Genomic DNA, 25,624 nt, shown 5'->3' on the forward strand with positions numbered 1-25,624 from the left:
GAGCTATTTTGCCCGCCTAATACAAGTGACTATTGTTGAGTACGTTCAAAACGGCGTAACTGCTCATTTCCTCGTGTAACTGCATTATCTAATGCAACTTGAGCACTCTGTTTTCCTGACCACACTTTCTCTAACTCTTCATCAACGATTTCTCGAGTTTGTAGGAAATTACCAAAGCGTAATCCTTTTGAGTTTGAGGTAGGCTCTGAGGTTGTCATTTGTAATATTGCGGTGTCAGCTCCTGGATTTTGCTGATAAAAACCCTGTTGCTGTGTTAATGCATAAGCCGCTTTAGTGACGGGTAAATAACCTGTTGCTTGGTGCCAATCAGCTTGAACTTCAGGACTTGAAAGATAGGTGAAAAATTTGGCAACACCGTTATATTCGGCATCTGGACGCCCAGACATAACCCATAATGATGCTCCGCCAATAATGGTATTTGCTGGTTTTTGTACAAGAGTATCGTCGTAAGGCAATTGGCTAACACCAATATCAAGACCTTTCATGTTCTCTTTAATGCCAGCAAAGCCCGCGGATGATTCCATTACCATTGCACACTCTTGGGTATAAAATAGAGGCATTGCATCAGATTGGCGTCCGCCATATTTGAAAATACCAGATTTCGACCAATCTGCCATTTGTTGAATATGCGCAACGAAAGGTGCTTTATTAAATAGGAAAGTAGTATCAAAGCCATCAAAACCATTATTTTTGGTAGCAATAGGTAAATTATTGCGAGCACCAAAGTTTTCGATTTGTGTCCACGATTGCCAAGTGGTGGTAAATCCGCATTTAACACCAGAATCGAGCAGTTTTTGAGACACAGCTTCCATCTCTTTCCATGTCTTAGGTGGCTGTTCTATGCCTGCTTTTTTAAAGAGTGTCTTGTTGTAATAAAGCACCGGCGTTGAACTATTAAATGGCAACGACATCATTTTGCCGTCGCTGGTGGTGTAGTAACCCGTGACAGTTGATAAATAAGTATTAGGATCAAAAGGCTCGTTGGTTTTTTCCATTAATTGATAAACAGGAAAAACGGCTTTTTTAGCCCCCATCATACTGGCTGTACCCACTTCAAATACTTGTACAATAGCAGGTTGGTTTTTTGCACGAAATGAAGCCACTGCGCTGGTCATTGTTTCAGCGTAAGTACCTTTATAAACAGGCTTTATCTCATATTCAGATTGGCTGGCATTAAAATCAGAGGCGATTTGGTTAACTTTCTGACCAAGCGCGCCTCCCATAGCATGCCACCATTCAATTTGTGTTTTTGCGTGTGCAGGAGAGGTAAATAACGTCATCGCAACAGCAAGACCTGTTATTGATTTTATCGACATGCAGAATTTCCTTTTTAATCGAAAGTTAAAGGTTCAATCTAATCTGCGAATTACCCTAAATGTTATTTATGACAAAGGGGTGACAATTAAATGAAGATATATTGATGGTATGACTGTCAAATTGCTGTCATAAATGGTTGTCATGATGTCGGCACAAATGAAAAGGAGAGAGAAATGAAGATAGCTGCTCACCGAGGTTTTTCTGGAAAAGCCCCTGAAAATACACTGGCTGCATTTAAAATGGCGATTGATTTCGGGTGCGAATGGATTGAAACGGATGTGCAATTAACCGCGGATCATGTTCCTGTGCTTATTCATGATAAAACAGTTAATCGTTGCACGAATGGGCAAGGTGCTGTGCGTTTTCATACCTTAGATGATTTACATCGCCTTGATGCAGGAAGTTGGTTTAGTTCACTCTATCAAGGTGAGAAAATTCCTTCTTTAAGACAAGGATTACAGCTCATTAAGCGTTCAGGAACAAAGCTTAATATTGAGCTGAAAACGTGGCCCGATGATGATGTTGATCGTTTATGTTTAGCGGTTTCTGACATGATAAAAAGTGCAGATATTCCGAATGAGCAAATTCTATTTTCTTCTTTTGATACACATGCACTTATTATTATGAAACGATATCTGCCTTTTATTCGTAGAGGGCAATTATGGGATGAGATCCCTGATAATGCGCTAGAAACGTTAAAAACGATTGATGGTTTTAGTGTGCATTGTAATTACAAATACCTTACGCAAGAACAAGCGCAATTGTTAAAACAAGCAGGCTATGAAATTTATTGTTATACCCCGAATGATCCTGAAGAAGTGAAAGATTTTGAGCAATGGGGTGTTGATATGCTAATTACTGATATGCCTGATGTTTATCAACCGGATGTTTATCAAATAGCAAAATAAAAAAGTACTAACTATCCCGCCCACTTGTATTGAATAAGGCGTTATTGATGTGTTTGATAACGCCTTTCATTCCCTTCTTTGTGCATTGCATTTATAGAAATTAAATAAGAGAAACGTTGAGTAATAGATGTTTTCTTTACATTCTCTGCTATTATCCTGCGCAATTAATGAATAGATATTGTTCAATACAATAATGTTTATCTCATTAAAAATAAAAATGGGGAAAATGGTTAGCGAATATGGCGACCTTATCAACCCAACCTCTAAGAGTAGAGGTGTGTTATTTCTACTTTAATTGCCAATAATATAATTGAGAGTGAAATATGAAAGAACTCGTTGTTGTTGCCATTGGAGGCAACAGTATTATTAAAGACAATGCTAGCCAGTCTATCGCTCATCAAGAACAAGCAGTACAAGAGGTTGCAGCCCATATTAGTGATATGGTGGCTGAAGGGTATAATATTGTTTTAACACATGGTAATGGGCCACAAGTCGGGCTTGATTTACGTCGCGCAGAAGTGGCACATGTGCAAGAAGGTTTACCGTTAACGCCATTAGCCAACTGTGTTGCAGATACACAAGGTGGTATTGGTTATTTAATACAACAAGCGTTAACGAATAAGCTTCGTGTTCAACAAAATAAACAAGCGATCACTCTTATCACACAAGTTGAAGTTGATAAAAACGATCCGAATTTTGTTTCTCCAACAAAACCTATTGGTGCATTTTTCTCAGAACAAGAGATGATGCAATTAAAGCAAGAAAATCCTCAATGGCATTTCGTTGAAGATTCTGGTCGTGGTTATCGCCGTGTTGTTGCCTCTCCAATTCCACAACATGTTATTGAATCTAAAGCAATTAAATCACTGTCAGAATGTGGCTATGTCGTGATTGCAGTAGGCGGTGGCGGTATTCCAGTTATCAAAAATGAGCGTGGCAATTACCAAAGTGTTGATGCAGTTATTGATAAAGATCTGTCATCAACATTGCTCGCAAAAGAATTACAAGCAGATATTCTTATCATCACAACGGGTGTTGAAAAAGTCTGTATTCATTTCGGCAAACCAGAACAGAAAGCATTAGGCGAAACGTCGGTTGAAGAAATGACACAATATATGCATGAAGGGCATTTCCCTCCGGGCAGTATGCTTCCTAAAATTGAAGCCAGTCTCTCATTTTTGGCTGCTGGTGGAAAAAGAGTGATTATCACAACACCTGAAAAATTGGTTTCAGCCTTAAAAGGTGAAACCGGAACACATATCGTTGCTTAATTATCTCCATAAGTAGTATTAAATTATTATCTTTGATAAGCGCCTTATTTGTAGTAGGGCGCTTATTTTATATGAGTCTTAAATATAAGGCGTTATTGAGTAGGATGATTAGCGGGATAAGCTTTCGCATAATGACGAGGATTTAATCGTGCAAATAATCCTATAGTCACAATCACTAAAATGGCATGAAATGCCCATGCATAAGTAAAGCTTCCATCAGGCTGGCGTAATAGCACTGCAACTAATGGGCCGAAAGCAGCAATAATAAAGCCACCACCTTGCATTAATGCTGATAGAGCACCTGCTTGTGCCGGATCAGGAATATGATCGAGAGCGACAATCATCATCATGGAAAAACATCCCCCCAAACCACAGCCTAAGAATATACTCCAAAGATAAGGGGCACTCATTGGAATAGTCATGATTGCGCCGAAACCGATAAATTGGCTTATTAATGTTATCGTGAGCCAAAAACGTCTGTCGTGATTTTTAGCCGCCAAGAAAGGAATAATTAAAGCAGCCGAGGCTTGGAACAGAGAAAGAATAGCAACAAGTGAGCCACTTTGGGCGCTTGGCATTCCTAATGATTGGTAGAATGGTGCCAACCATGTCACAACAGAGGCATAACCTGCATTAACGCAACCAAATCCTAAGATAAGCAACCCTGTTCTAGGGCGCCAAATTAAGGTGTTTAGTGATATTTTCTTGGCAGAAGAGGTACTATTTTTAATAGAAAAAAGGATCGCGATAAATGCAAATCCTGCGGGAAGCGCAAACCATGCTAAAGCACTTTGCCAATGCCCATAATTCTCAGTAAGAAGGGGAGATAATTGCGCCCCAAGTGCGCCTCCCCCCATTAGCATTGCGGAATATAATCCCATCATGATAGGCGTTCGATTTCCAAACCACCCTTTAATAATGCCGGGAAATACCGCTTGAATATAGGCGACGCTTAAACCACAAAAGAGTGCTGTCAGTAATAGTTGATTGCCATCAGAAACATAGGCTCTAGAAAATGAGCCCATCAGAAGCATTAGCATTGCGACTAAAAGCCCTTTACGTACCTGAATATAAGGTTGTAAGAAGGGAACGATTAATGCGCCTATTCCCATTAAAAGCATGGGTAATAGTGTGAGTAATGAGACTTGACTATAACTCATTCCTGTTGAGGCAATAATATTGTCAATAACAGGGCCGGGGCCGGTTAAGAATGGGCGTAAGTTTATCCCAACTAAAATAATAGTGAGGACTATCTGCCATGTTTTTTTTCTTGGTAAGGCAGTCATTGTAATTCCCTGATAAACATAAATATTGCCTATTGTATAGACAATATTTGTATAAACAAATGGTAACAGTAAAGATTTTATTGCCTGATAATTAAAAGAACATTAATACTATTGATAAAATGAGATTGCTTTAAGTTGAAACGGGCATTATCGATAGGATATTGAGTTAGGTTCTGAGTAATATATTTTCGAACATCAACTTTATCAGTTATTTCTTAAGTCATTTTATCTAGAGGATATTTAGTTTCGCTTATATTAATGTTAGCAGGAATCTGTAAATTGGTTTATTATTCTATACAAAAGAATATAAATAACCAAGGTAAGTTAATGTTGAGTACGGACGAAATTAAACAACCCTATTGGCCTACATTAAAATTGATATTAAGTTCTCTTATTGTTTTTAGTTTTTATTTGAAACAAAGTCAGATACATGACTTTTCATTATTGATTAATGTATTCGATTTAACATTAATTCCTATGTTTGTTTTTATTGTTGCTTTTATCAGTAAAAAAGGAACATGGGAAAGTTGGCGTAATAATTTATTAGCTGCTTTAGTAATTTATGGTACTTTTCAAACTATTGATATGATACCCCTCTATTACTCAGGGCAATTCGATCTTAACACTTACCTTATTTTTCCTCAAAATGGTGTCTGGTTCTTTCTAGCGACACCAATTTGGCAAGCTTTTTTCCTACTGTTACCTTCCTATATCAAAAATAATAAACTAATATTATTATCTCTTTTATTTGTGAGTGTACTGTTATCTTATATAACTAAAGGTTATGAAACCAAATTATCTACTTTTTTTGCTATAGTACAATATTTCCCATTTTTTATTATTGCTTATTTAGTAGACCAACGAGCCATAGCTAAATTTAAAGGTAAATCTCCACTTGTTATTATTTTATTAAGCTTATTATCACTATATATACTTTATTATTATTCTTATGTTAATTCTTTTTTTATAAAAAAATTAGAGTTAAATATATTAATCGTAAATTTAATAACATATATTATCTCTTTATTGGTTGGTGTTATTTTAAGTGCCGGGATTATCTCCGTTGCACCGACAACTCCAAAATATGCCTCTATTGCCAATAATGCGTTAGGCATTTATTTAATTCATCCCATCATTTGCTTTATCCTCTTACAAGGAATAGTTTTTTTCCATTTATCACTTACATTTCCAATGGTATTAGCTCTCACTGTTATCACTATTAGCCTGTCATTATTATTGGCATCAATTAAGATGATTCATTGGTTTATTAGTCCTACTTTTAATGCTCGATAGCTAAATCAACAAAAGAGAAGAAAATTGAAGTGGAATAATCATTTTGATACAAAATTGTCTTTTATTTTCTAAAAGAAACAAGACTAATTTTAGCTAAGTTCTAATTATAAAACAAAAAGAGCTTCCTATTTAATAGGAAGCTCCAATATAAAATGATGTTTTATTCAGAATGAGCTATTTACCAGTTATAGTTATAACCAATTTGCCCACCTATTTGTTGGTAATCATGTGAACCTTTTTGAACATTAAAATGAATAAATAAGCTTGATGAGTCATTCACATTTCCTTGTAAGCCTATTTTTAATTCACCAACATTTTTACCGATGTCACTACTTTCTTTGTCACCATTTAAAACTACTTCATTATCCATTCCGTTGTATAACCAGTTAGCTTCAACAAATGGTAACAACCCATTTGGTTGCTGTTTATTACCATAAAAACGAGCACCTAATCGAGTTTGAACACCTTCACTCTTATTATGACTAAAACGAGTGTTGTTATGATCAGTAAAGTCATCCGCATCAATATAATTATACGTTAACTGTACATGTGGCTTGAATACCCATTTATTGACATCATTTTCTTCAACAATAAAGGAATACCCTCCTTCTGTAGACACCGCAAAACCATAGCTATCATATTTTTTATCTTGGTTTTTCTGAGCCTGTCCTTTTAGTTTATTGTTGTAATGGGCAAAATGTCCCCAAACATCAACATAAGGGCCATTATTTTTTTCTGGCATCCAACTATAATACGCCCCAAGTTGCACACCTTTTACATCACCCTCAGCCTTTGTTCCTGTTAAGCGGGAACGGTTTTCTACATCGCTGTATCCATAACCAACATAAGCACCAGCGACTCGACCTTTTTCTTCATTGCGGTAGAAATCGGCTCCTATTTGTAACAAGGTACTATCAATCTGGAGTTCTTGAGTATCACGAATATGATCGGTTTTAACCTGATTGTAATTAATTCTAGCCCATACTGTTTGATCTGGAGCTTGAACATTATCACGTCTATCTAGAATATTTTGATTAAACATATTCGCCGCTGCGTATTGGTTACCTAGATAAGCCCCTACGTTTGGGTTAGGTGTTTTTTCATCAGTTTTTTTCAATTGATTACGTAAGTAATAACCATCATTGACCCCAGATGCATCCCCATCATATAACAAGTATTCATATCGACCATAAGTGACGGGCCCTGCTAATTCAAATGCATCCGCATCTTGCGTTCCTAATGTTTTAACAAGTTGAATTCCATTTTCTTTAGTGGCGATCTCTTTACTTCCAGAAGCAATGACGATGTCAATTTTAGTAGAGTCATTACCTTTTTTCAGGTTATCAACCACTAAAACATCACTACGGCTTTCTTGGCCACCTTCATTCAAGGTTGTAGCCATTTTTAGGGTTCCGCCATTGGTTGTGAAAGTTCCATTTCCATTTTGCCCTGCGACTTGGCCACCACTGATCACAAAACTATTACCTGATAACCCTGCACCTGTTAAATCAAGTACACCACTATGATTGAATTCCTTAACGCCTAATAATTGTCCATGCACAATTCCAGAATCTGCACTACTTAATGTGCCATGAGGAACATATTCCCCTGTAGTATCGCTGTTAATACCATCAACGGCTAAAAGTTTAATCGTGCCAGTATTATTGATAGTGCCATTATTAAAGTGAGAAATAGCAACATTTTTAGTTTCATTATTTTGATTACGAACTAAAAAGGTTCCTGTGTTTTCTAAATTAAGTGCAGTTTTATTATTGGCGTTCACAACACCTTGGAGAGTGCCACTATTAGTTAGAGATAATTGACTATTTGCATCAGAGCCAATCACATTAATCGCTTTATCACTTTTTGCACTAATAAAACCGGCATTATTGATAACATAATTACCAGTGCCACCATTCTCTACCTCAAAATGAACACCAGCATCGTTACCACCTTTAACTGTGGCTCCTTGGTTTATATTGACCGAACCTTCTTTAACTGTTTTTAAGAAAACAGCAGAGTTCCCTTGTGTTGCATCGATATTTGCTTTACTTCCAATAAGAATATCAGCACTACGAGCAACCTCTGTATTTGTACCGCCCCCAGCTACAATTCCATGAGATTGCTGATTTTTTGCATTATTTTCAACAGTGATATCTCCAGCTAAATGCTGAATAGTAATATTACCTGTTCTTGAAATACCTTCGATACCATGACCTGAAACTTCTTGCTTACTATCTGCCTTGTTTTTTGCAGAAATATTTCCGCTATTTGTGATTAACACATCACCTTGACTGTAAATACCTACTGCCGAGCTATTTTCAGATGTTAATGAACCGCTGTTATTTACTTCAACAGCTGAATTTCCAAGTGCATTAATATAGATATTTCTTGCTTCAATACCTTTTGTTGAAATATTTCCTGAGTTAGTGAGGTTGATTTTTCCATCACCTTCCTGTGTTACACGGATAGCTGCCGCAGAATTATTACTGCCCGTTCTTGCTCCCGTTGTTGAAATATTCGAACTATTATTAATAACTAACGTATTATCAGCAGCGGATTTATTATTTACAAAAATTCCATGGGAAGTATCACCACTTGTTGTAATGTCCCCTTTAGATGACTGAACTTGGATATCTCCACCTTGGGTATCCAAATAGATGCCATGGGAGAAGCTTCCTTTGATTACAGCATCCCCTTCATTATTAACGAGTACTTTTCCTGCATTTTTTTTGATTAAAGTAATCCCACTAGAATAATTTCCCAGTGTCTCTAATTTCCCGGAGTTACTAATTTGGTTCACACTATCTTTTTTAGCTTGAACATTATCTTGCTGTGAATGAATAGCACTTGATGCTGTTCCATTCGTTGTGATATTTCCTGTATTACTTATAAGGATATTACCTATCCCAGCGTTATTTGTATAAATACCATTATTCATATCACCTTTTGCTAGCGTATTAATATTCCCTTTGTTATCAATAACAATATCACCGCTTGCAGTTTGGCTATCGAACAGAGCATGTATACCTATCGCACCTCGGCCATTATCATTATCTTTACTTCCTGTTGTGATATTTGTTGCATTATTTGTTATACGAATATCACCTGTGGCATTTTTACCTTTTTGGTTACCAAAAAGGGCATAATTATATTCAACGTTACCCTCTGAATTTTTGCTAACAATATTTCCAGAATTAGTTTCTATGGTGATATCCCCTGCAGATGTATCACTTAAATTCACTAAGTGAACGCCATCCGCATTGAAGCCATCCAATGAAATATCTGTATTATTTAATGTAGCAAGCAGGTTACCTTTATCTGATTTGGATTTAATATAAACTGCAGTAGAGCCATAATCGCCACTAATACCTGATAATTTACTATCGCTAACATTAATATTAACATCGCCAGACTGGATATTATCTTGCTCAGCATAGACATGATATGCAATTTCATTATCATTAGTGGCTAAAGAGTCATTAATCATAATGTTTGATTTTTTCACATCAATATTTATTTTTTGTGAGGCACCGTCTGCATCACTTTTGGCATATATACCATGACTTGCTAGTCCATTTGTGGATATATTCCCCGAGTGTTCAATCTTTATATCACCCACATCTTTATTTTCAGCAAAAATACCAAAAGCATGGTTACCATTTGTTTTCAGGTTTCCAGTGTTTTTTATTGAAATATTTCCTGTCGATGTCGCATTATCAATAATTGCTTCAATCGCATGCTTACCATTACCTATTTTATCTATTGTAATGTTATTGGTAATATTAACATTACTAATTTTAGATGTGTTAACTACCTGTTGGTTTTTCCCTGAAATATTTAATGGAACTTCGTTTTCAACTGCAAAAGAGGTTGAAACTGGTAATATACTAATTAGTGCTACAGTCAAAAGAGATTTTTTTTTGGTACAAGATATGCTTTTTTTGTTACCTTTAGCTAATTCAGAAACAACAATAAAGCAATTACTTGCCATGCACCAAATTAATTTATAAATATGGTTCATTAACACATCCTAATTAAATGATATTTTTGATTTGATTTTATAATGGAGTTTGATTGAAATCTTAACTACTCGTATTTAGTGTAAAATATTGGAAAATAAAAAACAAACCCCATAAAAAAATACGTTTTGTGATATTACTCACACATACTCTTACTTTTTTGATGATATTGTGATTTTTAAGTTAAATTAATCTAAATTTTCGTTAAATTAATATTGCTAGCTTTAAGCTAATTTGTTTTTTTTGATAAAATTAAAAACAAAAAAATAAAATAAAATCCTTATAAAATATAAAAAAAGACTAAATATAATTAATTAAAAAAACACAAATAAAAATAAAAAATAACAACAAAATCAATAGGTAGTGTCTTTTGTTATAAGTACTGCCACCTTTGTTAATTAATAAATAAATAAAATAAAATGGGAGGTTTAGTCTGAAAAATAAAAGCAAAAAATAGAGTGGGATTACAGAGTGTAAATGTTTTAAATATCATAATTAAGCATTTGAGAACAATCTCAAAAAAAATAATTTATTTAAGATTATTCTTGCTTGTTTTCGGGTTATGAATTTAATTCAGTGGAGAGTTTATAAGATTAATTATCGGAAAATGATAATTGAAGAATGCAAATAAGAATATCGGAATATTTATTTAGTGTAAGTGTTTCTTATTTAGATGGTCTTTATATGAGTGTTTTATATTAAATATACGACTAGGTGTTTTTTGTTCAAACGTAAGGACGAAGTATAAAGTGCTATTTATAATTATTTGATAGAGATAAACATTGCCTTTTATTAAAGAAATGTTTATCTAAATAGAATGTTGATGCTAGAATTAAAAATAATTCAATTTAAGATTGAGTCTTACCTATATAACTCAATTTCCATTGTTTTATTTGGCTTTTGGGGTTAATTAATGTGAATTTATAGTGTTCAAAATGAGAAAGTACTTTTTTAAATTCAACCGTCGCTTTATCTAAACCCCATGATTTAGGGAAGTAAAAACCATCAAAAGAAATATTTTCTAATCTTGCAATAAATTGATGGATAAACTCATCAAATCCCCCATAAGTTAGCGCGATTTTTCCACTCCAATTAATGTGATAAGTGTTATTTTGTTGACGCTGGAAGTGAATTTGATGATTTTTACACTCATCATGTCCTAATAAATAAATACTGAATGCGGAGATTTCTGTTGGCTCATCCTCATCCTCAGAATGATTTATTTGTGGTGCAGTATCAAGATTAAATTGGTGCGTGATAAAATTGTCGAAATCAAAAGGAACTTCGCCTGAATTCAGTAAAATGCCTTTTTCATCTGACCAAAATGTTGAAGAGAGAGTGCAACGATGATAATTATCCCAGACAATTCTAGATTGCCAATCAACGAGGCTGGTATATTCTTCCTCGTCATCTAACTCATCTTCGTCTATATCATCAAGATAATCCTCACCTTCACTTAAATAGTAACTGGCACTTCTAAGATGCAGATCAAACCAAAGTTGGCCATGTTTATCTAATCGCCCAGACCAGACAAATTCTTCAATGTTATGAGGTTTAGGGTAAGCGCTATCAATAAATGTAATGGTACGTGAAGGTGTTGTCATGATTATCGTCTTGTTGGTATCGGATTTTTATCACGTATCTAGAGTGATAGAAATTAGCGAAGTTATGATAAAAATAAGGTAAAGATAAAATACCATAAATGGAGCGATAAAATAGAAATCAAATTAAAGAGGATAGAATGTTAACAGCATTAAATCAGTGGCTACCAATACCTTTATGTCTGATAGAGCGAGGAGAAGACAAGGAATGGCCACTTATTGATAATCGATACACCTTTCCTCAAGACTATATTGAATTTGTCACGCAATATGGTTCAGGACACATAGCCAATTTTATTACGTTATTTAATCCATTTAGTGAGAATGAACATCTTAATTTTTTTCAACAAAAAGAGGCAATCCTTAAGGATTTTGATTCGTTAATACAGGCTGATCCTGATTATTATACTTTTCATCTGTACCCTAAAAATAATGGGCTTTTGCCTATTGGAGAGACAGATAATGGAGATACTCTGTTTTGGGTTGTTTCATCCAATGATAGCAGTTTATGGACAATAGCAATTATTCCATCCAGAGCCTCTGAAGTAGAATTTATTGCAGAAAATCTGACAGGATTTTTAGAAGGTGTGCTATCAAAACGAATTCGTTGTCAGTCATTTCCAGCAGGGTTCCCATCAGAGAATATAACGTTCATTTCAAACAACTGAAGGGTTATTTGCCTATGGGTAATTGAGTTACTAGGTATGTCGTGGCAAGCCCGAAAAGGATGGAGATGCTAAAGCTAATAAGCGTACCTAACATAACATATTCTGTTAGTTTTTTATCTTGGTCATTCTGTAACTCACCAAATCTAAATATAGATTTGGCTGCTAATAAAAAACCAATTGCTGCAAATTGGTTTAAAAGAATGAATGTTAAAATAAGTATTCTTTCCAAATAACCAATAGATTGACCAGCAGAAACGAGTGTTGAGCCTTCTTCTGCGACAGGTGTCCATTTCTTGAGTAACATATAAATAAGGATGGAAATTGGCTTTAAAATAATGATGTAGGCAAGAATAACAATCAAATATTTATAGTTAATATTTTTAAAACTAAGATCATGGAATATTTGAGTATTTTGATCAATTAATATTATCCATAAAAAGGTAATTACGAATAAATGAAGAACTTGATCAGTAATAAACCATTTTAAAGAGTTATCAGTATAGGATTTTCCAAGATCGAAAAGATAATGTGTTATTAATACAATTACACTGTAAATGAAAATAGAACCAAAACTTATCTCTGTCATTAAAACTAGAATAATAAAGGTTATCCCACCTTGTAGTAGTGAGTGCAAGTAAAGCTCTTTAGATTTGTAATGTAGAGTATTTCGCGCCTCTATCCATGCTTTAGGTTGTAAATAAAAATCAAAAGCAATATGAGCAATATAGAGAGAAATAAGAAGTGCGAAATTATACATATCAATAAGCCTTGTTAATTAAATAATTAAAGTATTGAATATATTCATCTATTAACTGGTAGTGGCTAGCATTTAATAATCTAGTAATATTACTTCTCGATTTTTTTAATTCATCAGCGATAGCATAGTGAGATTTATCTTTATTGACCATGTATTTAAGTAAAACTTGCGCTTGTGCTCGAGTAATTTCTTTGAGTTGTACATTTAAATACTTAGTGACTAAGGTAATGTTTTGTTGAAAATCTGAGCTAGATGCCGATATTGTCAAAATTTCACCTTTCATTTTATCGAGCCCTTCGCCAGATAAAATAAAGGCTTCACCAATTGAAGTTCTTACATCATTACGCAATGAGTCAATTTTGCCGATGCCAATACTTTGACGAGCACTGATTTCTAGATTTGACGTTTTTAGTGCCAATTGGATGACGATGGCGGCTTTGATAGCATCTTCTGCTTGTAAGCAAACAATCTGGAAAGAATCGCCGCGGTATCGATCATATTTAATTGGTAACTGTTCTGAGAGTAGCTGAACTGTTTGCTCCAAAGTGTAGAGCATAAGATCATAGCTTTGGATGGGGATATTTTTAGAATCAATGATATCGCCTGTAATGACACTTACGATGTCTTTATTCATCTTTTGGCTCTTATTATTTGATGGGATAAATATCATGTTACCATATTTGGTAACGCAGCAGTATGTTACCATATTTGGTAACATGTTTATTAGCTTTATAGAGAAAGTGTGAAAAATAAGCAACAAAAAAGCCTTTCCTGGAAAACCAGAAAAGGCTTTTTATAAAAATAGACCTAACTGACTAGGATCAGTTCATGCCGTATTTTTTCAGTTTCTTACGCAGTGTGCCGCGGTTAATGCCCATCATTTGCGCCGCACGCGTTTGGTTGCCACGGGTGTACTGCATTACCATGTCCAACAATGGCTGTTCAACTTCAGCCAATACTAGCTCATATAAGTCATTAACGTCTTGACCGTTTAATTGAGCAAAATAGTTCTTCAGTGCTTGTTTAACTGAGTCACGTAAAGGTTTTTGGGTCACCTGATCTTGTGAATTTACGGTGGCAACTGTTAGTACGTCTGAATTTACGCGTTGTTCGAACATAGTTCTGTCAGCTCTTTTATTTATTTACGCAAAAAATTTTCGAAATATGCTTCCAACGCCTCCAGCTGTTCGCTGGCATCCTCTATGGCGTTGAAGGAGCGCCGAAACTGGTCATCAGGGGCATGTTCCTTGAGATACCAAGAGACATGCTTGCGTGCAATGCGAGTTCCTTTGCCTTGACCGTAAAAGTCGTGCAACTCACGCACATGCTTTTGCATTATTTGTTGTACCTCTGCAATCGGCAGAGGGGGCAACAGTTCACCTGTGTCCAGATAGTGCTGGATTTCCCGAAAGATCCAGGGTCTTCCCTGAGCAGCGCGACCGATCATTAAAGCATCGGCTCCAGTGTAGTCTAATACTGCTCTGGCTTTTAGCGGGTCTGTTATGTCTCCATTCGCAATAATGGGAATAGAAACACTCTGCTTAACTGTCCGAATACTGTCGTATTCGGCTTCCCCTTTGAACAAACACTCGCGTGTACGTCCATGAATAGTGAGAGCCTGAATACCACAACGTTCAGCCAATTTGGCAATCTCTACACAGTTACGTTCATCAGGTGACCAGCCAGTACGGATCTTGAGAGTAACAGGAACATCTACCGCGTTAACCACAGCAGAGAGGATCTCTGCGACAAGGTCGGGATGACGAAGTAGTGCTGAACCGGCTAGCTTTTTATTCACCTTTTTTGCAGGGCAACCCATGTTAATGTCGATAATTTGAGCGCCACTATCTGCGTTTATTTTCGCAGCTGCCGCCATATCAACGGGATCACTTCCTGCAATTTGTACGGAGCGGATCCCCAATTCATCACTATGTACCATTCGTAATCGAGACTTGTCTGTCTGCCAAACCTGAGGATTGGAAGAAAGCATTTCAGAAACTGTCATACCCGCACCCATATCATAGCAAAGCGACCGAAAAGGTCGGTCTGTAACGCCAGCCATGGGAGCCGCGATAAGGCAATTTTTTAACTGATACTGTCCGATTCGCATAGATGAAAAGAGGGCCAAACTGTGACTGCAAGGGCGCGTATATTACGCATTTTTTGCCAGATATGAAAGGACAAAGTTTAACCAAATTGCGAAAAAAAGTTACTTTTTTACACTTGATTTTTTATGAATTGATTATTTAATCAATAAAAACATGATGTTATATGTTTTTAGAAAATTAAAAATTGATGATATAGAATTGATAAACAAGTGAAACTAAGTAGAGTTTATCAGGCAAAAATGTGATTAATGCCTGATAAACAATAATTAAGTGAAATTTTAACGCAATAAGATTATCTCATTTTGGTTGATATTTGTTCGGCGTTATTTTTTCATACCGGTAATACGACACCACTCTTCTTTTTCAGCAACAGGATCTAAGTTAAATAATCCTTCATAGGCAGCAGCTACACCTTCTGCTTGTGTCGCTAACACACCTGAAAGACCTAGATGTCCACCTTGGCGAGGCAGTGTGCTGATAATAGGTGCTAGTTCACGCAATGGGCCTGCTAAAATATTGGCGACTACAACATCAGCGCTGAGGTTATCAGGCTGGTCTTTTGCAAGATACAGTGTGAGTGCATCAGAAACACCATTACGCTGTGCATTATCACGACTTGCTTGGATAGCTTGAGGATCGATATCAATACCAATCGCTTTTGCTGCACCCAGTTTTAATGCCGCAATAGCTAAAATGCCAGAGCCACAACCGAAGTCGATAACCGTTTTACCCGCTAAATCCAAACTATCAAGCCACTGAAGGCATAATGAGGTGGTAGGGTGGGTACCTGTACCAAATGCAAGACCAGGGTCTAGCATGACGTTAACGGCGTTAGGGTCAGGCACTTCCCGCCAGCTTGGGCAAATCCATAAACGCTCTCCAAAACGCATCGGGTGGAAATTATCCATCCATTCACGTTCCCAATCTTTATCTTCGAGTTGTTCAATTTTGTGCAGGAAACCTTGACCGAGTAATGGCGTATTTTCTAACATCGCCACAACGATTTTCATGTCAGTTTCTGCATCATATAAACCGATAACGTCAGTATCACCCCAAAGACGAGTTTCACCCGGTAAAGGTTCAAAAATAGGGGTATCGTGACTATCTTGGAAAGTCACTGAAACGGCACCGCTTTCAACCAATTCATCACCAATAGCTTCTGCATTAGCGGCGGTTGCATTAAGTCTTAATTGTATCCAAGGCATAATTAGTCTCTTTAAAAACGAATTCACTGTAATGATGCTGATTGAGGCAGAGTATGCTCTCCAAATCGATTAGCCACAAGAAATGCGACTAAGCTCAATAACAGTGATGGAACAATGGGGTGGAATCCAGCTATCTGGATATTAAATGTTGCAAGGGTAGCGTAGAGTGTGGCGCCTGTGATCATGCCCGCAATCGCACCATAACGGTTGGCTTTTTCCCAATAAAGCCCAAGAACTAAAGGCCATAAGAAAACCGCTTGTAGGCCACCAAAAGCAAGTAAGTTAAGCCAAATAATCATCGATGGTGGGTTCCATGCTGCAAACAGCAGTAATACACCTAAAATCAAGGTCGAAAGGCTTGATAAACGAGAAATACGTTTCTCATTAGTGATCGCATGCGGGGCGATATTGAGATAGAGATCTTTGACTAACGTTGCTGATGATTGTAACAGTTGCGCATTAATCGTCGACATAATGGCGGCCATTGGCGCCGCAAGAAAAATACCAGCTGCCATAGGTGGTAATACTTCAACCATCAGTGTTGGAATAACTTGATCAGGAACTGTCAGATCAGGAATGATCGCCCGGCCTAATGCGCCAGCAAAGTGCATACCAAACATCAGTAATGACATCACAATGGTACCAATGATAATCCCTTTATGCATGGCTTTACTGTCTTTGTAAGAGATGCAACGTACCGCAGTATGTGGCAAGCCGATAACACCAAAACAGACCAGTACCCAAAATGAAGCCATAAATGGGCCACTTAAAATACCATCCGCCCCTTGGGGAGATGTTAACGCAGGATCGATGGCATTGAGTTTTTGTATCGCAATATCTAATCCTCCTGCTTTATAGATGATGGCAAACAGGAGAATAAAAGTACCAAGCAACATCACAAGACCTTGTAAGGCATCGTTTAATACACTGGCTCTAAATCCACCAATTGCAGTGTACAACGCAATGGAGATCCCAAAGATCAGTAAGCCGAATTCATAAGGAATGCCTGCCGCAGTTTCTAATAAGCGCGCTCCACCAATAAATTGCACTGTCATAGCGCCGACAAAAGCGACTAATAGACTTAAACTGGCAAACCAGACTAGAAAACGGCTTTTGTAACGCGCATAGAGCATATCGTTTAAGGTTACGGCATTATAACGGCGCGCTAAAATGGCAAATTTTTTCCCTAAAACACCCAGAGAGAGCCAAATAGCGGGAAGTTGGATCATCGAAAGTAATACCCAACCGATACCGTATTTATAGGCAGCACCTGGCCCACCAATAAAGGAGCTGGCACTGACATAAGTTGCAGTGATAGTCATGGCTAGCACGAAGCCACCCATTGAGCGGTTACCAAGAAAATATTCGTTAAGAAACTCACCTTTTTCGCGCTTACGATAAGCATAAGCCGATAACAGAAAGACCAGCAGAAGGTAGCCAATCAGTGGCACTATGACCTCAGTTTGCATCGTCATGCTCATCTCCTAACGGCATATCTTTGAAAAAGTAGCGCACCATCAGATAGCACAACAGAAAAAACAAAACAGGTAGGAATAAGCATGAAAGCTCAAACCAAAGAGGTAAACCAGTAATGCCTAGTGTGTTATCAGGTAAATAGCCGGTAATTAACCAACCCAACAAATACATAAAAGTTAAAATTAGGGCCCAAAGGGCTTCTTTGTGGGCCTGAACAAAACGTTTGTCCATCTGTTCTCCCAATCTTAATAGGGTTAAAAATGATGGGAGGATTGTACGGGAAAGTGAGTATTGATTCAGTGAAAATTAATCACAAAGTCGTGAGAGGATATTAAAAATAGATTATCTTATTGTTTTAAAAGGATTAGTGACCATTTTCTATTAAGAGAATAATAGAATAGAGATAGATTTATATATTAATCAACAAATAAATTGTTGAAATAATCGCCATAAGCAGGGTGTTTAATATAATAGAAATAGGATAAAAGAAGAGCAGACACTAAAATAAATTAATCAAAAGTGGTGCTCTTCTTTGTTTTACTCATCTCATAAATTAAAAATTAAAGGGCATTTTTTATTCTTTCTAAACCTTCTTTAATAATGGTGCGAGGGCAAGCAAGATTAATACGAATATAGTTATCACCATTACTTACAAACATATTTCCACCTTCTAATAGAATGCCTGTTTTATTAGCAAAATAGAGTGAAAGCTGTTGGTTATCGACATCTTCAGGTAAATAATTTGCCAAATTAACCCATGCTAAATAGGTTGAATCAGGTATTTTAAAGTTTGCTTTTGGAAAATGAATCTGAGTAAATTCTTGTACTAATTTAAAATTATCATCAAGATAGTTTCTTAGTTCTTTTAACCATTCATCACATTGAGAATAAGCGGCTTTTGTGGCAACTAAACTTAATGGTGAAATAAAGTCATCATAAAGACGAAGCCACTCTTTTTTTACTTCTTCATCTTTAATAAAGATATGAGAGATTAGATTACCTGCAAGGTTAAATGTCTTGCTTGGAGCCATGCAGGTGACAATTTTCTCATAATGAGGAAAGAGTTTAGCAATAGGAGTATGCGTCACACCGTTACGTAATAAATCACAATGTATTTCATCTGATATCATCCAAATATCATTTTCAATACAGAGTTTCCCCATCTTAATTAGCTCTTCTTCTGTCCATACTTTACCTGTTGGATTTTGAGGGTTACATAAAATAAAGAGCTTAATATTAAGAGACTTATCTTTAATTTTGCGTTCCATATCAGCAAAATCGACAGCATACTCACCGTCTTCTTCTAATAAATCAGAGTAGAGCACTTGGCGAGAGTTATAATCTCCCGCTTGTTTAAAGGGTGTATAAGAAGGCGTTTGAATCAGGATGCTTTCATCTTCTTTTATTAATAAAGGCACTAGGCGATTTAACGCAGGAATAATACCCGGTGATAATACGATTTCACGCGGATCAATTTCCCAATCATAATGTCTGTGGCACCAGTCTTTAAATATTTGGTAATACTCATCATCATACACTTTGGTATAACCTAATATTTTTCTATCAAGGCGTGCTTTAATGGCATCAAGAACTTCAGGTGGAGTAGAGAAGTCCATATCTGCAACCCACATTCTAATAAACTCATTATCAGTAAAGGCAAATTGCGCGTCTTTATCTGTTTCAAAAATATACTGGCGCCAACCATCATAATTTAAAGCATCGGTATCTTTTCTATCTATAATTTCATCAAAGTTATATTTCATGGTAAGCCTTTAATACGTCTAATTTAATTAAATAAATTTTAAGAAAGGGGAAATACAAAGCAGGATGCCTGTAAAGATAATTAAATACAGTGATCCACCTTTATAGCGGTGCAATGAAGGTACTTTGTAAACTAAATAAGCAGGAATAAGACAACCTACAATCCCGAAGATAGGGCTACATATTGAAGTGAACATCAATACTGGGAGATTAAGAACAATAGCTCCCCACGCAATAACGATAGTGAAAATAACAATACAGAGCGAGAGGACTTTCTGATTGATTTTTTCTGCGGGAATAATACGAGTAAGAGCATTCATGACTAAGCCTTGTACTGCTTCTTTAAAGCCAAGATAAACACCAAAGAATGCTGTCATTAATGCAAAGATGTTGAGTGCCACACCGACGGGAGTCACGTATTTAGCTGCATCACCTTCAATAAATTGCGCTGCGATCGCTAGTGCAGAAATATTCTGCTCATAGGCTTTAACCGCTTCATCATGTCCAATGGCAAAGGTGAAAGAAACGGCATAGAAGAAGACAACACAAAATAGTGTACCAAAAGAGATATTCATAGCTCTTAGAGCTTTGTAGCGAGCGACTTCAATCGACTTATTTTTAGCACGATAAGAAATTACCATTGGGCTAAGGGATTGAATGAAGAGTATAGAAGTGAGCGTAAAAGGTAGGGTAATAATAGCATTTTTGATTAATAGGCTAAAAGGCGGGAAGGTATCGATATTTTTCGACAGATCCCACATGCTGATCATCATGACACCTAGCGCAAACACAACCAATAATTTAGATAACACCATAAAGCTTGAGATTTTAAATAATAACTCTTCACTTCGTGATGCAATTAAAACGAGAAATGAGATAAGAATTAGGCCATAGAATGGATTTTCTGACAGTAATCCTTCTGTTATGCCAAAGGTGTGTAGGTAAGATGCTGTATCATTAGTCAGCGCTGTTGGATAAGCAAAAATCCAAATCACTAACATCAAGAAGTAAAGTAACCCTAAAAACATTCCCCAGTTTTTACCAAGATAACCTTCGATAACACTCGGGTAGTCTTTACATTCTTTAGAATCGGCAAGGGTATTAATAAACAAGCGTTGAAAGAGGTACATGGCAGGGTAACCAATAATAGAAGAGAGTAAAAATACCCATAACCCAATTAAGCCAACTTGTACGGGTAAAAAAACAATACCTGCACCAATTGCCATACCGATACTGATAATAATCCACCCCATATCGGTATTATCAAATCGAGTTAATTTTTTCCATTCTTCTTTTGAGAGAGAGGCCCTATCAACTTTTTGTTCTAATAAGGTCATACATGTAATCCCATGTGAAAGTAAAATTTATAGTATTTGTTTTGTTAAGTTTATTTTTGGAACATGATTTCTAATCATTTTGTATTAGCTGAATAACGATACTTCGAAAATTATTTTAGCAATTAGTGTGATTAATTATTTCTCCATATTGGAAGTTAGATGGACTTATTTATTAATAAAATTCGCTAAAATTGAGTTATGAATTAATTATCTTTGATAAAAACGTTATTTTGATTAATGTCACAGAGGTGCGAATAGAATGGATCTTGACAAAACGGATATGGGGATCCTTAAGCTGTTACAGGAAGAAGGGCGATTAAATAATGCGGAAATTGCTAAGCGTGTTTTTTTATCTCCTCCGGCTTGTTGGAAGCGACTTAAGGCATTAGAAAAGGGAGTGATAAAGAGTTATCGAGCGATAATTGAACCTAAGCATTTAGGGTTTAATTTTTATGCATTTATGAACATCACGTTAGATCTGCATTCTGAAGATAATATGGCGCATTTTGAACAAGAAATAATGAAAATTGATAATGTGATTTCTTGTCATAATATCTCAGGCCGATACGACTATATGTTGCAACTGGTTGTTAAAGATATGGAAGATTTTCACAACGTTTCAATGATGAAAGTGCGTGCTATTGGTAATATTAAAGAGATGAACACCAGTTTTAGTATTCGAGAAATAAAACCTTTTAAAGGGTTTCCTATTAAATAAATACCTATCAGAAAACCTGCAATAAAAAAGGCATAGTTAATTAACTATGCCTTTTCTTGTTAAGTGAGAAAGATTATTTCTCAGCTAAACCTAAACGTTTTTCAAGGTAGTGAATGTTGGTACCACCTTTTTGGAATTGCTCATCATTCATAATGAACTGGTGTAGTTCAATATTGGTTTTAATACCATCAATGATAAGTTCCGCCAACGCATTCTTCATGCGAGAGATCGCGATTTCGCGTGTTTCACCGTAAGTGATCAATTTACCAATCATTGAATCATAGTGAGGTGGAACAGTATAACCTGCGTAAATATGCGATTCCCAACGCACGCCAAATCCACCAGGTGAGTGGAAGCGAGTGATCGTACCAGGGCTTGGCATGAAGGTTTTTGGATCTTCTGCGTTGATACGACATTCAATTGCATGACCATGAACGTTAATTTGATCTTGCGTTACTGATAAAGGTAAACCAGATGCAATGCGTAACTGTTCTTTGATTAAGTCGATGCCAGTGATCATTTCTGTTACTGGATGTTCAACCTGAATTCGGGTGTTCATCTCAATAAAGTAGAATTCACCATTTTCATACAGGAATTCGAATGTACCTGCACCACGATAGCCGATTTCAATACATGCGTTCGCACAGCGTTCGCCGATATTTTTACGGATTTCAGGGGTAATACCCGGTGCTGGAGCTTCTTCAACCACTTTTTGGTGACGACGTTGCATTGAGCAATCACGTTCAGCCAAATAGATTGCATTACCTTGACCATCAGCCATAACTTGAATTTCAACATGACGTGGGTTTTCAAGGTATTTTTCCATGTATACCATGTCGTTGCTAAATGCTGCTTTTGCTTCCGCACGCGTCATTGTAATGGATTGTTCTAGATCTTTTTCAGAACGAACAACACGCATACCGCGTCCACCACCGCCACCAGAGGCTTTGATGATAACTGGGTAGCCAATACGTTTAGCAATTTCAATATTTTTTGCAGTGTCGTTACCTAAAGGACCATCTGATCCTGGTACACAAGGAACACCCGCTTTTTTCATCGCTTCGATAGCAGAAACTTTGTCACCCATTAGGCGGATGGTTTCAGCTTTTGGACCGATAAAAATAAAGCCTGAGCGTTCAACTTGCTCTGCGAAATCAGCATTTTCAGACAGGAAACCGTATCCTGGATGAATGGCTTGTGCGCCACTGATCTCAGCCGCTGCAATAATTGCAGGGATATTTAGGTAACTTTTTGCTGAAGCAGCGGGACCAATACAGATAGTCTCGTCTGCCAGCAGAACGTGTTTTAAATCACGGTCTGCCGTGGAGTGAACAGCAACTGCTTTGATCCCAAGCTCTTTACATGCTCTTAGGATACGCAGTGCTATCTCACCACGGTTGGCAATGAGGATTTTTTCTAGCATGGACCTGCCTCGTTATTCGATAACAAAGAGTGGAGCGTCAAACTCAACGTTGTCGCCGTCTTGGCAAAGGATAGATTTAACAACACCCGCTTTGTCAGATTCAATCTGGTTCATCATTTTCATTGCTTCAACGATGCACAGAGTATCGCCTACATTGACTTGCTGACCGACTTCAACAAATTTCTTAGCTTCAGGGCTTGGTGAGCGGTAGAACGTTCCGACCATTGGTGAACGTACAACGTGACCGCTGATTTCTTGCGCTGGTGTAGCCGCTGGTGTTTCTGGGGCTACAGGCGCAACCGCATTTGCTAATGCAGGTTGTGGTGCCACTGGTGCCGCAAAATATTGCTGAGGAGCCATTTGACCCTGAAGACCAGAGTTACGACTAATACGTACTGACTCTTCACCTTCAGAGATTTCCAGTTCAGAAATGCCAGACTCTTCGACTAGCTCGATCAGTTTTTTAATTTTACGAATATCCATGAGTTGATTCCGTACTCTTTTTGATGTTTTTTATTAAGACAAGCGGCTGACCGCTGCCTGTAAAGCAAACCGATAACCTTCTGCACCTAATCCACAGATTACGCCTGTTGCGATATCAGAGAGATATGAATGGTGACGGAAAGGCTCCCGACTGTAGACATTGGATAGGTGAATTTCAATAAATGGAATATCTACCCCTAATAATGCATCACGCAGTGCAACACTGGTATGCGTGAAAGCTGCAGGGTTGATTAATATATAATCGACATTACCCCGAGCTGCATGAATTTTATTTATCAGCTCAAATTCAGCGTTAGACTGAAAATGACTGAGTTTCACATTTAATGCCTGAGCATCTGCTGACAAACTTTGAACGATATCATCCAGAGTTAAGTGTCCGTAGGTTTCCGGCTCTCTTGTTCCAAGCAGGTTTAGATTCGGACCATTCAGGAGCAAAATATGAAAATTTTCCGACATTATGCTTCTATCTCCGTCAATTCGTCAACGAAATGACAAAATAACCTGTGCTTTTCGTTTTGTCATCTTTTATTGTATCCAATGCTACGATACATATCACAAAGTCCGACATTATAGACATTTCACAGAAGATAACAGCAAAATACTGGTCTAATCAGGGAATGAAGGGTTTATTTTGATGAAAAGTTAAAAGTTTTTACAAGATTGTAAATGCGAGAAAGCAAAATAAACAGGTGATTAAAAAATAATCATAACACCACGTTATTTATTGATGTCACTGGAAATCTAAGCTTCTTTGAGATTAATCATCAATATATATCATAAATGTGATCTGCATCACAACTTGATGTCTCTACTACACACAAAGAAGCTTATTCTGGCACTAAATAAGGTGAATTAATGCCAGAAATAAGCAGATAAAAACCAAAAATTTATAGTTTTACTAAGGTTCGACCTGTTACCTGATTATCCATAATCATTTGGGCATAACGAGGAACCTCATCAAGCGTAATTTCAGTCGTCGCTTGTCGATAGAACGTTTCTGGCAGTAATTTTAACAGGCGTTGCCAAACTTGAGCGCGTTTTTCTGCTGGGAAATAAACCGAATCGACGCCTTGTAAGCGAACATTGCGTAAAATAAAAGGCATGACTGTCGTTGGTAAAGAGAAACCACCCGCTAATCCACAAGCCGCTACTGTTCCGTTATAGTTTGTTTGTGACAGAATATTGGCAAGAATTTGCCCACCTACGGTATCAATTGCACCCGCCCAGCGCTGTTTATCTAAAGCTCTACCCGCAGGTTCAAATTCTTCACGAGTGATAATATTTTTGGCACCAAGTTTGCGTAAATAGTCATGATTACTTGCTCTGCCACTTAGTGCGGTAACTTGATAACCTAATGCTGTTAGTAAACTAATGGCGGTACTTCCGACACCACCGCTGGCTCCAGTGACTAAAATATCACCATTTTCAGGAGTGACACCGCCTTGTTCTAATGCCATTACACAAAGCATGGCAGTAAAACCCGCAGTCCCAATTGTCATGGCATTTTTTAAAGAGAGTCCTTCTGGTACTACAGTTAGCCAATCACCTTTTACACCAGCTTTTTGTGCAAGACCACCCCAGTGACTTTCACCTACACCCCAGCCAGTTAATAAAACATGTTGACCAATATGAAAGCGAGGATCTTCGGTGTGATGAACAACACCTGAAAAATCGATACCCGGTACCATTGGGAATTGGCGCAGTATTTTTCCTTTTCCTGTGATCGCGAGTCCATCTTTATAGTTAAGCGTTGAGTAATGGATATCGACAATAACCTCATGAATAGGCAGTTTTTTTTCATCAACACTCTGTACGCTGGCACTGAGCTTGTTGTCATATTGTTCTACTAATAATGCTTTCATCTTGACCCCTCATCGATTTCTATTTGTGTCATGATAGGTTATTTTTTAGACCTCGTCGTGATTGTGCACAATATCTATTGTAATAA

22 protein-coding genes are annotated in these 25,624 nt (G+C 37.0%); 5 read left to right on the forward strand and 17 right to left on the reverse strand.

Translation table 11 applies throughout. The annotated features are described in order from the left end of the window. Positions 1–29 precede the first annotated feature (29 nt). A complete protein-coding gene (gene ugpB, locus GWJ01_RS12510) occupies positions 30–1,337 on the reverse strand; it encodes a sn-glycerol-3-phosphate ABC transporter substrate-binding protein UgpB (RefSeq protein WP_161711159.1) in 1,308 nt (435 codons plus the stop codon). A 174-nt stretch (positions 1,338–1,511) separates the two neighbouring features. On the opposite strand from ugpB, the gene GWJ01_RS12515 reads away from it, so the two are divergent. Beyond that, complete coding sequence (locus tag GWJ01_RS12515; RefSeq protein ID WP_161711160.1) at positions 1,512–2,246, forward strand: glycerophosphodiester phosphodiesterase family protein; 735 nt, start codon at positions 1,512–1,514, stop codon at positions 2,244–2,246. Between the two features lie 323 nt (positions 2,247–2,569). After that, positions 2,570–3,517, forward strand: coding sequence for a carbamate kinase family protein (locus tag GWJ01_RS12520; RefSeq protein WP_109401372.1), 948 nt, complete (start codon positions 2,570–2,572; stop codon positions 3,515–3,517). Between the two features lie 92 nt (positions 3,518–3,609). Here the strand turns inward: GWJ01_RS12520 and GWJ01_RS12525 are convergent, their stop codons facing one another. Next, on the reverse strand, positions 3,610–4,803 hold the full coding sequence (locus GWJ01_RS12525; RefSeq protein ID WP_109393102.1) for a cyanate transporter: 1,194 nt from the start codon (positions 4,801–4,803) through the stop codon (positions 3,610–3,612). A 327-nt stretch (positions 4,804–5,130) separates the two neighbouring features. Here GWJ01_RS12525 and GWJ01_RS12530 point away from each other — a divergent pair, with 327 nt between their 5' ends. Continuing rightward, positions 5,131–6,096: an acetyltransferase gene (locus GWJ01_RS12530; RefSeq protein WP_161711161.1), complete on the forward strand. Its 966-nt coding sequence runs from the start codon at positions 5,131–5,133 to the stop codon at positions 6,094–6,096. 178 nt (positions 6,097–6,274) lie between these two features. Here GWJ01_RS12530 and GWJ01_RS12535 read toward each other — a convergent pair whose 3' ends face one another. Together GWJ01_RS12535 and GWJ01_RS12540 are read right to left on the reverse strand one after the other, a co-directional pair. Then, positions 6,275–10,120, reverse strand: coding sequence for an autotransporter outer membrane beta-barrel domain-containing protein (locus GWJ01_RS12535; protein ID WP_161711226.1), 3,846 nt, complete (start codon positions 10,118–10,120; stop codon positions 6,275–6,277). Positions 10,121–10,966: 846 nt separating this feature from the next. Further along, a complete protein-coding gene (locus GWJ01_RS12540) occupies positions 10,967–11,722 on the reverse strand; it encodes a hypothetical protein (RefSeq protein WP_109401370.1) in 756 nt (251 codons plus the stop codon). A 137-nt stretch (positions 11,723–11,859) separates the two neighbouring features. Here GWJ01_RS12540 and GWJ01_RS12545 point away from each other — a divergent pair, with 137 nt between their 5' ends. Then, a complete protein-coding gene (locus tag GWJ01_RS12545; protein WP_161711162.1) occupies positions 11,860–12,387 on the forward strand; it encodes an SMI1/KNR4 family protein in 528 nt (175 codons plus the stop codon). 4 nt (positions 12,388–12,391) lie between these two features. Here GWJ01_RS12545 and GWJ01_RS12550 read toward each other — a convergent pair whose 3' ends face one another. From GWJ01_RS12550 to GWJ01_RS12590, 9 genes are all read right to left on the reverse strand, one after another. After that, positions 12,392–13,144, reverse strand: a complete 753-nt coding sequence (locus GWJ01_RS12550) for a DUF3307 domain-containing protein (RefSeq protein WP_161711163.1) — start codon at positions 13,142–13,144, stop codon at positions 12,392–12,394. 1 nt (position 13,145) lies between these two features. Then, positions 13,146–13,778 (reverse strand): hypothetical protein, encoded by a 633-nt coding sequence (locus GWJ01_RS12555; RefSeq protein WP_109393108.1) that lies wholly within the window; start codon positions 13,776–13,778, stop codon positions 13,146–13,148. Positions 13,779–13,965: 187 nt separating this feature from the next. Next, positions 13,966–14,262, reverse strand: a complete 297-nt coding sequence (gene fis, locus GWJ01_RS12560; protein ID WP_004245342.1) for a DNA-binding transcriptional regulator Fis — start codon at positions 14,260–14,262, stop codon at positions 13,966–13,968. A gap of 20 nt (positions 14,263–14,282) precedes the next feature. Continuing rightward, complete coding sequence (dusB, locus tag GWJ01_RS12565; RefSeq protein WP_069368388.1) at positions 14,283–15,254, reverse strand: tRNA dihydrouridine synthase DusB; 972 nt, start codon at positions 15,252–15,254, stop codon at positions 14,283–14,285. A 321-nt stretch (positions 15,255–15,575) separates the two neighbouring features. After that, the gene (gene prmA / locus GWJ01_RS12570; RefSeq protein ID WP_109393125.1) at positions 15,576–16,457 is read right to left on the reverse strand and encodes a 50S ribosomal protein L11 methyltransferase; all 882 of its coding nucleotides are present in this window, start codon (positions 16,455–16,457) and stop codon (positions 15,576–15,578) included. A gap of 23 nt (positions 16,458–16,480) precedes the next feature. Beyond that, on the reverse strand, positions 16,481–17,926 hold the full coding sequence (gene panF / locus GWJ01_RS12575; protein ID WP_109393379.1) for a sodium/pantothenate symporter: 1,446 nt from the start codon (positions 17,924–17,926) through the stop codon (positions 16,481–16,483). Continuing rightward, positions 17,916–18,164, reverse strand: coding sequence for a YhdT family protein (locus tag GWJ01_RS12580; protein ID WP_075671499.1), 249 nt, complete (start codon positions 18,162–18,164; stop codon positions 17,916–17,918). The genes panF and GWJ01_RS12580 overlap by 11 nt, the downstream gene beginning before the upstream one ends. 329 nt (positions 18,165–18,493) lie before the next feature. Further along, complete coding sequence (locus GWJ01_RS12585) at positions 18,494–19,696, reverse strand: MalY/PatB family protein (RefSeq protein ID WP_161711164.1); 1,203 nt, start codon at positions 19,694–19,696, stop codon at positions 18,494–18,496. 27 nt (positions 19,697–19,723) lie between these two features. Beyond that, the gene (locus tag GWJ01_RS12590; protein ID WP_375804074.1) at positions 19,724–20,947 is read right to left on the reverse strand and encodes an aromatic amino acid transport family protein; all 1,224 of its coding nucleotides are present in this window, start codon (positions 20,945–20,947) and stop codon (positions 19,724–19,726) included. Positions 20,948–21,290: 343 nt separating this feature from the next. Here GWJ01_RS12590 and GWJ01_RS12595 point away from each other — a divergent pair, with 343 nt between their 5' ends. Then, positions 21,291–21,749: an Lrp/AsnC family transcriptional regulator gene (locus tag GWJ01_RS12595; protein WP_098941222.1), complete on the forward strand. Its 459-nt coding sequence runs from the start codon at positions 21,291–21,293 to the stop codon at positions 21,747–21,749. A gap of 73 nt (positions 21,750–21,822) precedes the next feature. On the opposite strand, the gene accC is transcribed toward GWJ01_RS12595, so the two are convergent. The 4 genes from accC to acuI form a co-directional block, all read right to left on the reverse strand. Next, the gene (gene accC, locus GWJ01_RS12600) at positions 21,823–23,172 is read right to left on the reverse strand and encodes an acetyl-CoA carboxylase biotin carboxylase subunit (protein WP_075671491.1); all 1,350 of its coding nucleotides are present in this window, start codon (positions 23,170–23,172) and stop codon (positions 21,823–21,825) included. 12 nt (positions 23,173–23,184) lie between these two features. Next, on the reverse strand, positions 23,185–23,655 hold the full coding sequence (accB, locus tag GWJ01_RS12605; RefSeq protein WP_075671489.1) for an acetyl-CoA carboxylase biotin carboxyl carrier protein: 471 nt from the start codon (positions 23,653–23,655) through the stop codon (positions 23,185–23,187). Between the two features lie 33 nt (positions 23,656–23,688). Continuing rightward, positions 23,689–24,132 carry a type II 3-dehydroquinate dehydratase gene (gene aroQ / locus GWJ01_RS12610; protein ID WP_075671487.1) on the reverse strand — a complete coding sequence of 148 codons (444 nt, stop codon included), beginning with the start codon at positions 24,130–24,132 and terminating at the stop codon, positions 23,689–23,691. A gap of 431 nt (positions 24,133–24,563) precedes the next feature. Next, the gene (gene acuI, locus GWJ01_RS12615; protein WP_161711165.1) at positions 24,564–25,538 is read right to left on the reverse strand and encodes an acrylyl-CoA reductase (NADPH); all 975 of its coding nucleotides are present in this window, start codon (positions 25,536–25,538) and stop codon (positions 24,564–24,566) included. Between the last annotated feature and the right edge of the window lie 86 nt (positions 25,539–25,624).

Origin of the sequence: Proteus sp. G2618, from assembly GCF_009915995.1 — a bacterium.
Classification (GTDB): Bacteria; Pseudomonadota; Gammaproteobacteria; order Enterobacterales; family Enterobacteriaceae; genus Proteus; species Proteus terrae.

Bases quoted from the DNA above. Each gene is read 5' to 3' on its own strand.
- GWJ01_RS12590 (WP_375804074.1), bottom strand. From the start codon at position 20,947: ATGGGGTGGATTATTATCAGTATCGGTATGGCAATTGGTGCAGGTATT.
- GWJ01_RS12595 (WP_098941222.1), top strand. From the start codon at position 21,291: ATGGATCTTGACAAAACGGATATGGGGATCCTTAAGCTGTTACAGGAA.
- GWJ01_RS12515 (WP_161711160.1), top strand. From the start codon at position 1,512: ATGAAGATAGCTGCTCACCGAGGTTTTTCTGGAAAAGCCCCTGAAAAT.
- accB (WP_075671489.1), bottom strand. From the start codon at position 23,655: ATGGATATTCGTAAAATTAAAAAACTGATCGAGCTAGTCGAAGAGTCT.
- GWJ01_RS12535 (WP_161711226.1), bottom strand. From the start codon at position 10,120: ATGAACCATATTTATAAATTAATTTGGTGCATGGCAAGTAATTGCTTT.
- acuI (WP_161711165.1), bottom strand. From the start codon at position 25,538: ATGAAAGCATTATTAGTAGAACAATATGACAACAAGCTCAGTGCCAGC.
- GWJ01_RS12525 (WP_109393102.1), bottom strand. From the start codon at position 4,803: ATGACTGCCTTACCAAGAAAAAAAACATGGCAGATAGTCCTCACTATT.
- prmA (WP_109393125.1), bottom strand. From the start codon at position 16,457: ATGCCTTGGATACAATTAAGACTTAATGCAACCGCCGCTAATGCAGAA.
- GWJ01_RS12545 (WP_161711162.1), top strand. From the start codon at position 11,860: ATGTTAACAGCATTAAATCAGTGGCTACCAATACCTTTATGTCTGATA.
- GWJ01_RS12540 (WP_109401370.1), bottom strand. From the start codon at position 11,722: ATGACAACACCTTCACGTACCATTACATTTATTGATAGCGCTTACCCT.
- dusB (WP_069368388.1), bottom strand. From the start codon at position 15,254: ATGCGAATCGGACAGTATCAGTTAAAAAATTGCCTTATCGCGGCTCCC.
- GWJ01_RS12530 (WP_161711161.1), top strand. From the start codon at position 5,131: ATGTTGAGTACGGACGAAATTAAACAACCCTATTGGCCTACATTAAAA.
- GWJ01_RS12520 (WP_109401372.1), top strand. From the start codon at position 2,570: ATGAAAGAACTCGTTGTTGTTGCCATTGGAGGCAACAGTATTATTAAA.
- fis (WP_004245342.1), bottom strand. From the start codon at position 14,262: ATGTTCGAACAACGCGTAAATTCAGACGTACTAACAGTTGCCACCGTA.
- GWJ01_RS12550 (WP_161711163.1), bottom strand. From the start codon at position 13,144: ATGTATAATTTCGCACTTCTTATTTCTCTCTATATTGCTCATATTGCT.
- GWJ01_RS12585 (WP_161711164.1), bottom strand. From the start codon at position 19,696: ATGAAATATAACTTTGATGAAATTATAGATAGAAAAGATACCGATGCT.
- ugpB (WP_161711159.1), bottom strand. From the start codon at position 1,337: ATGTCGATAAAATCAATAACAGGTCTTGCTGTTGCGATGACGTTATTT.
- accC (WP_075671491.1), bottom strand. From the start codon at position 23,172: ATGCTAGAAAAAATCCTCATTGCCAACCGTGGTGAGATAGCACTGCGT.
- GWJ01_RS12580 (WP_075671499.1), bottom strand. From the start codon at position 18,164: ATGGACAAACGTTTTGTTCAGGCCCACAAAGAAGCCCTTTGGGCCCTA.
- aroQ (WP_075671487.1), bottom strand. From the start codon at position 24,132: ATGTCGGAAAATTTTCATATTTTGCTCCTGAATGGTCCGAATCTAAAC.
- panF (WP_109393379.1), bottom strand. From the start codon at position 17,926: ATGCAAACTGAGGTCATAGTGCCACTGATTGGCTACCTTCTGCTGGTC.
- GWJ01_RS12555 (WP_109393108.1), bottom strand. From the start codon at position 13,778: ATGAATAAAGACATCGTAAGTGTCATTACAGGCGATATCATTGATTCT.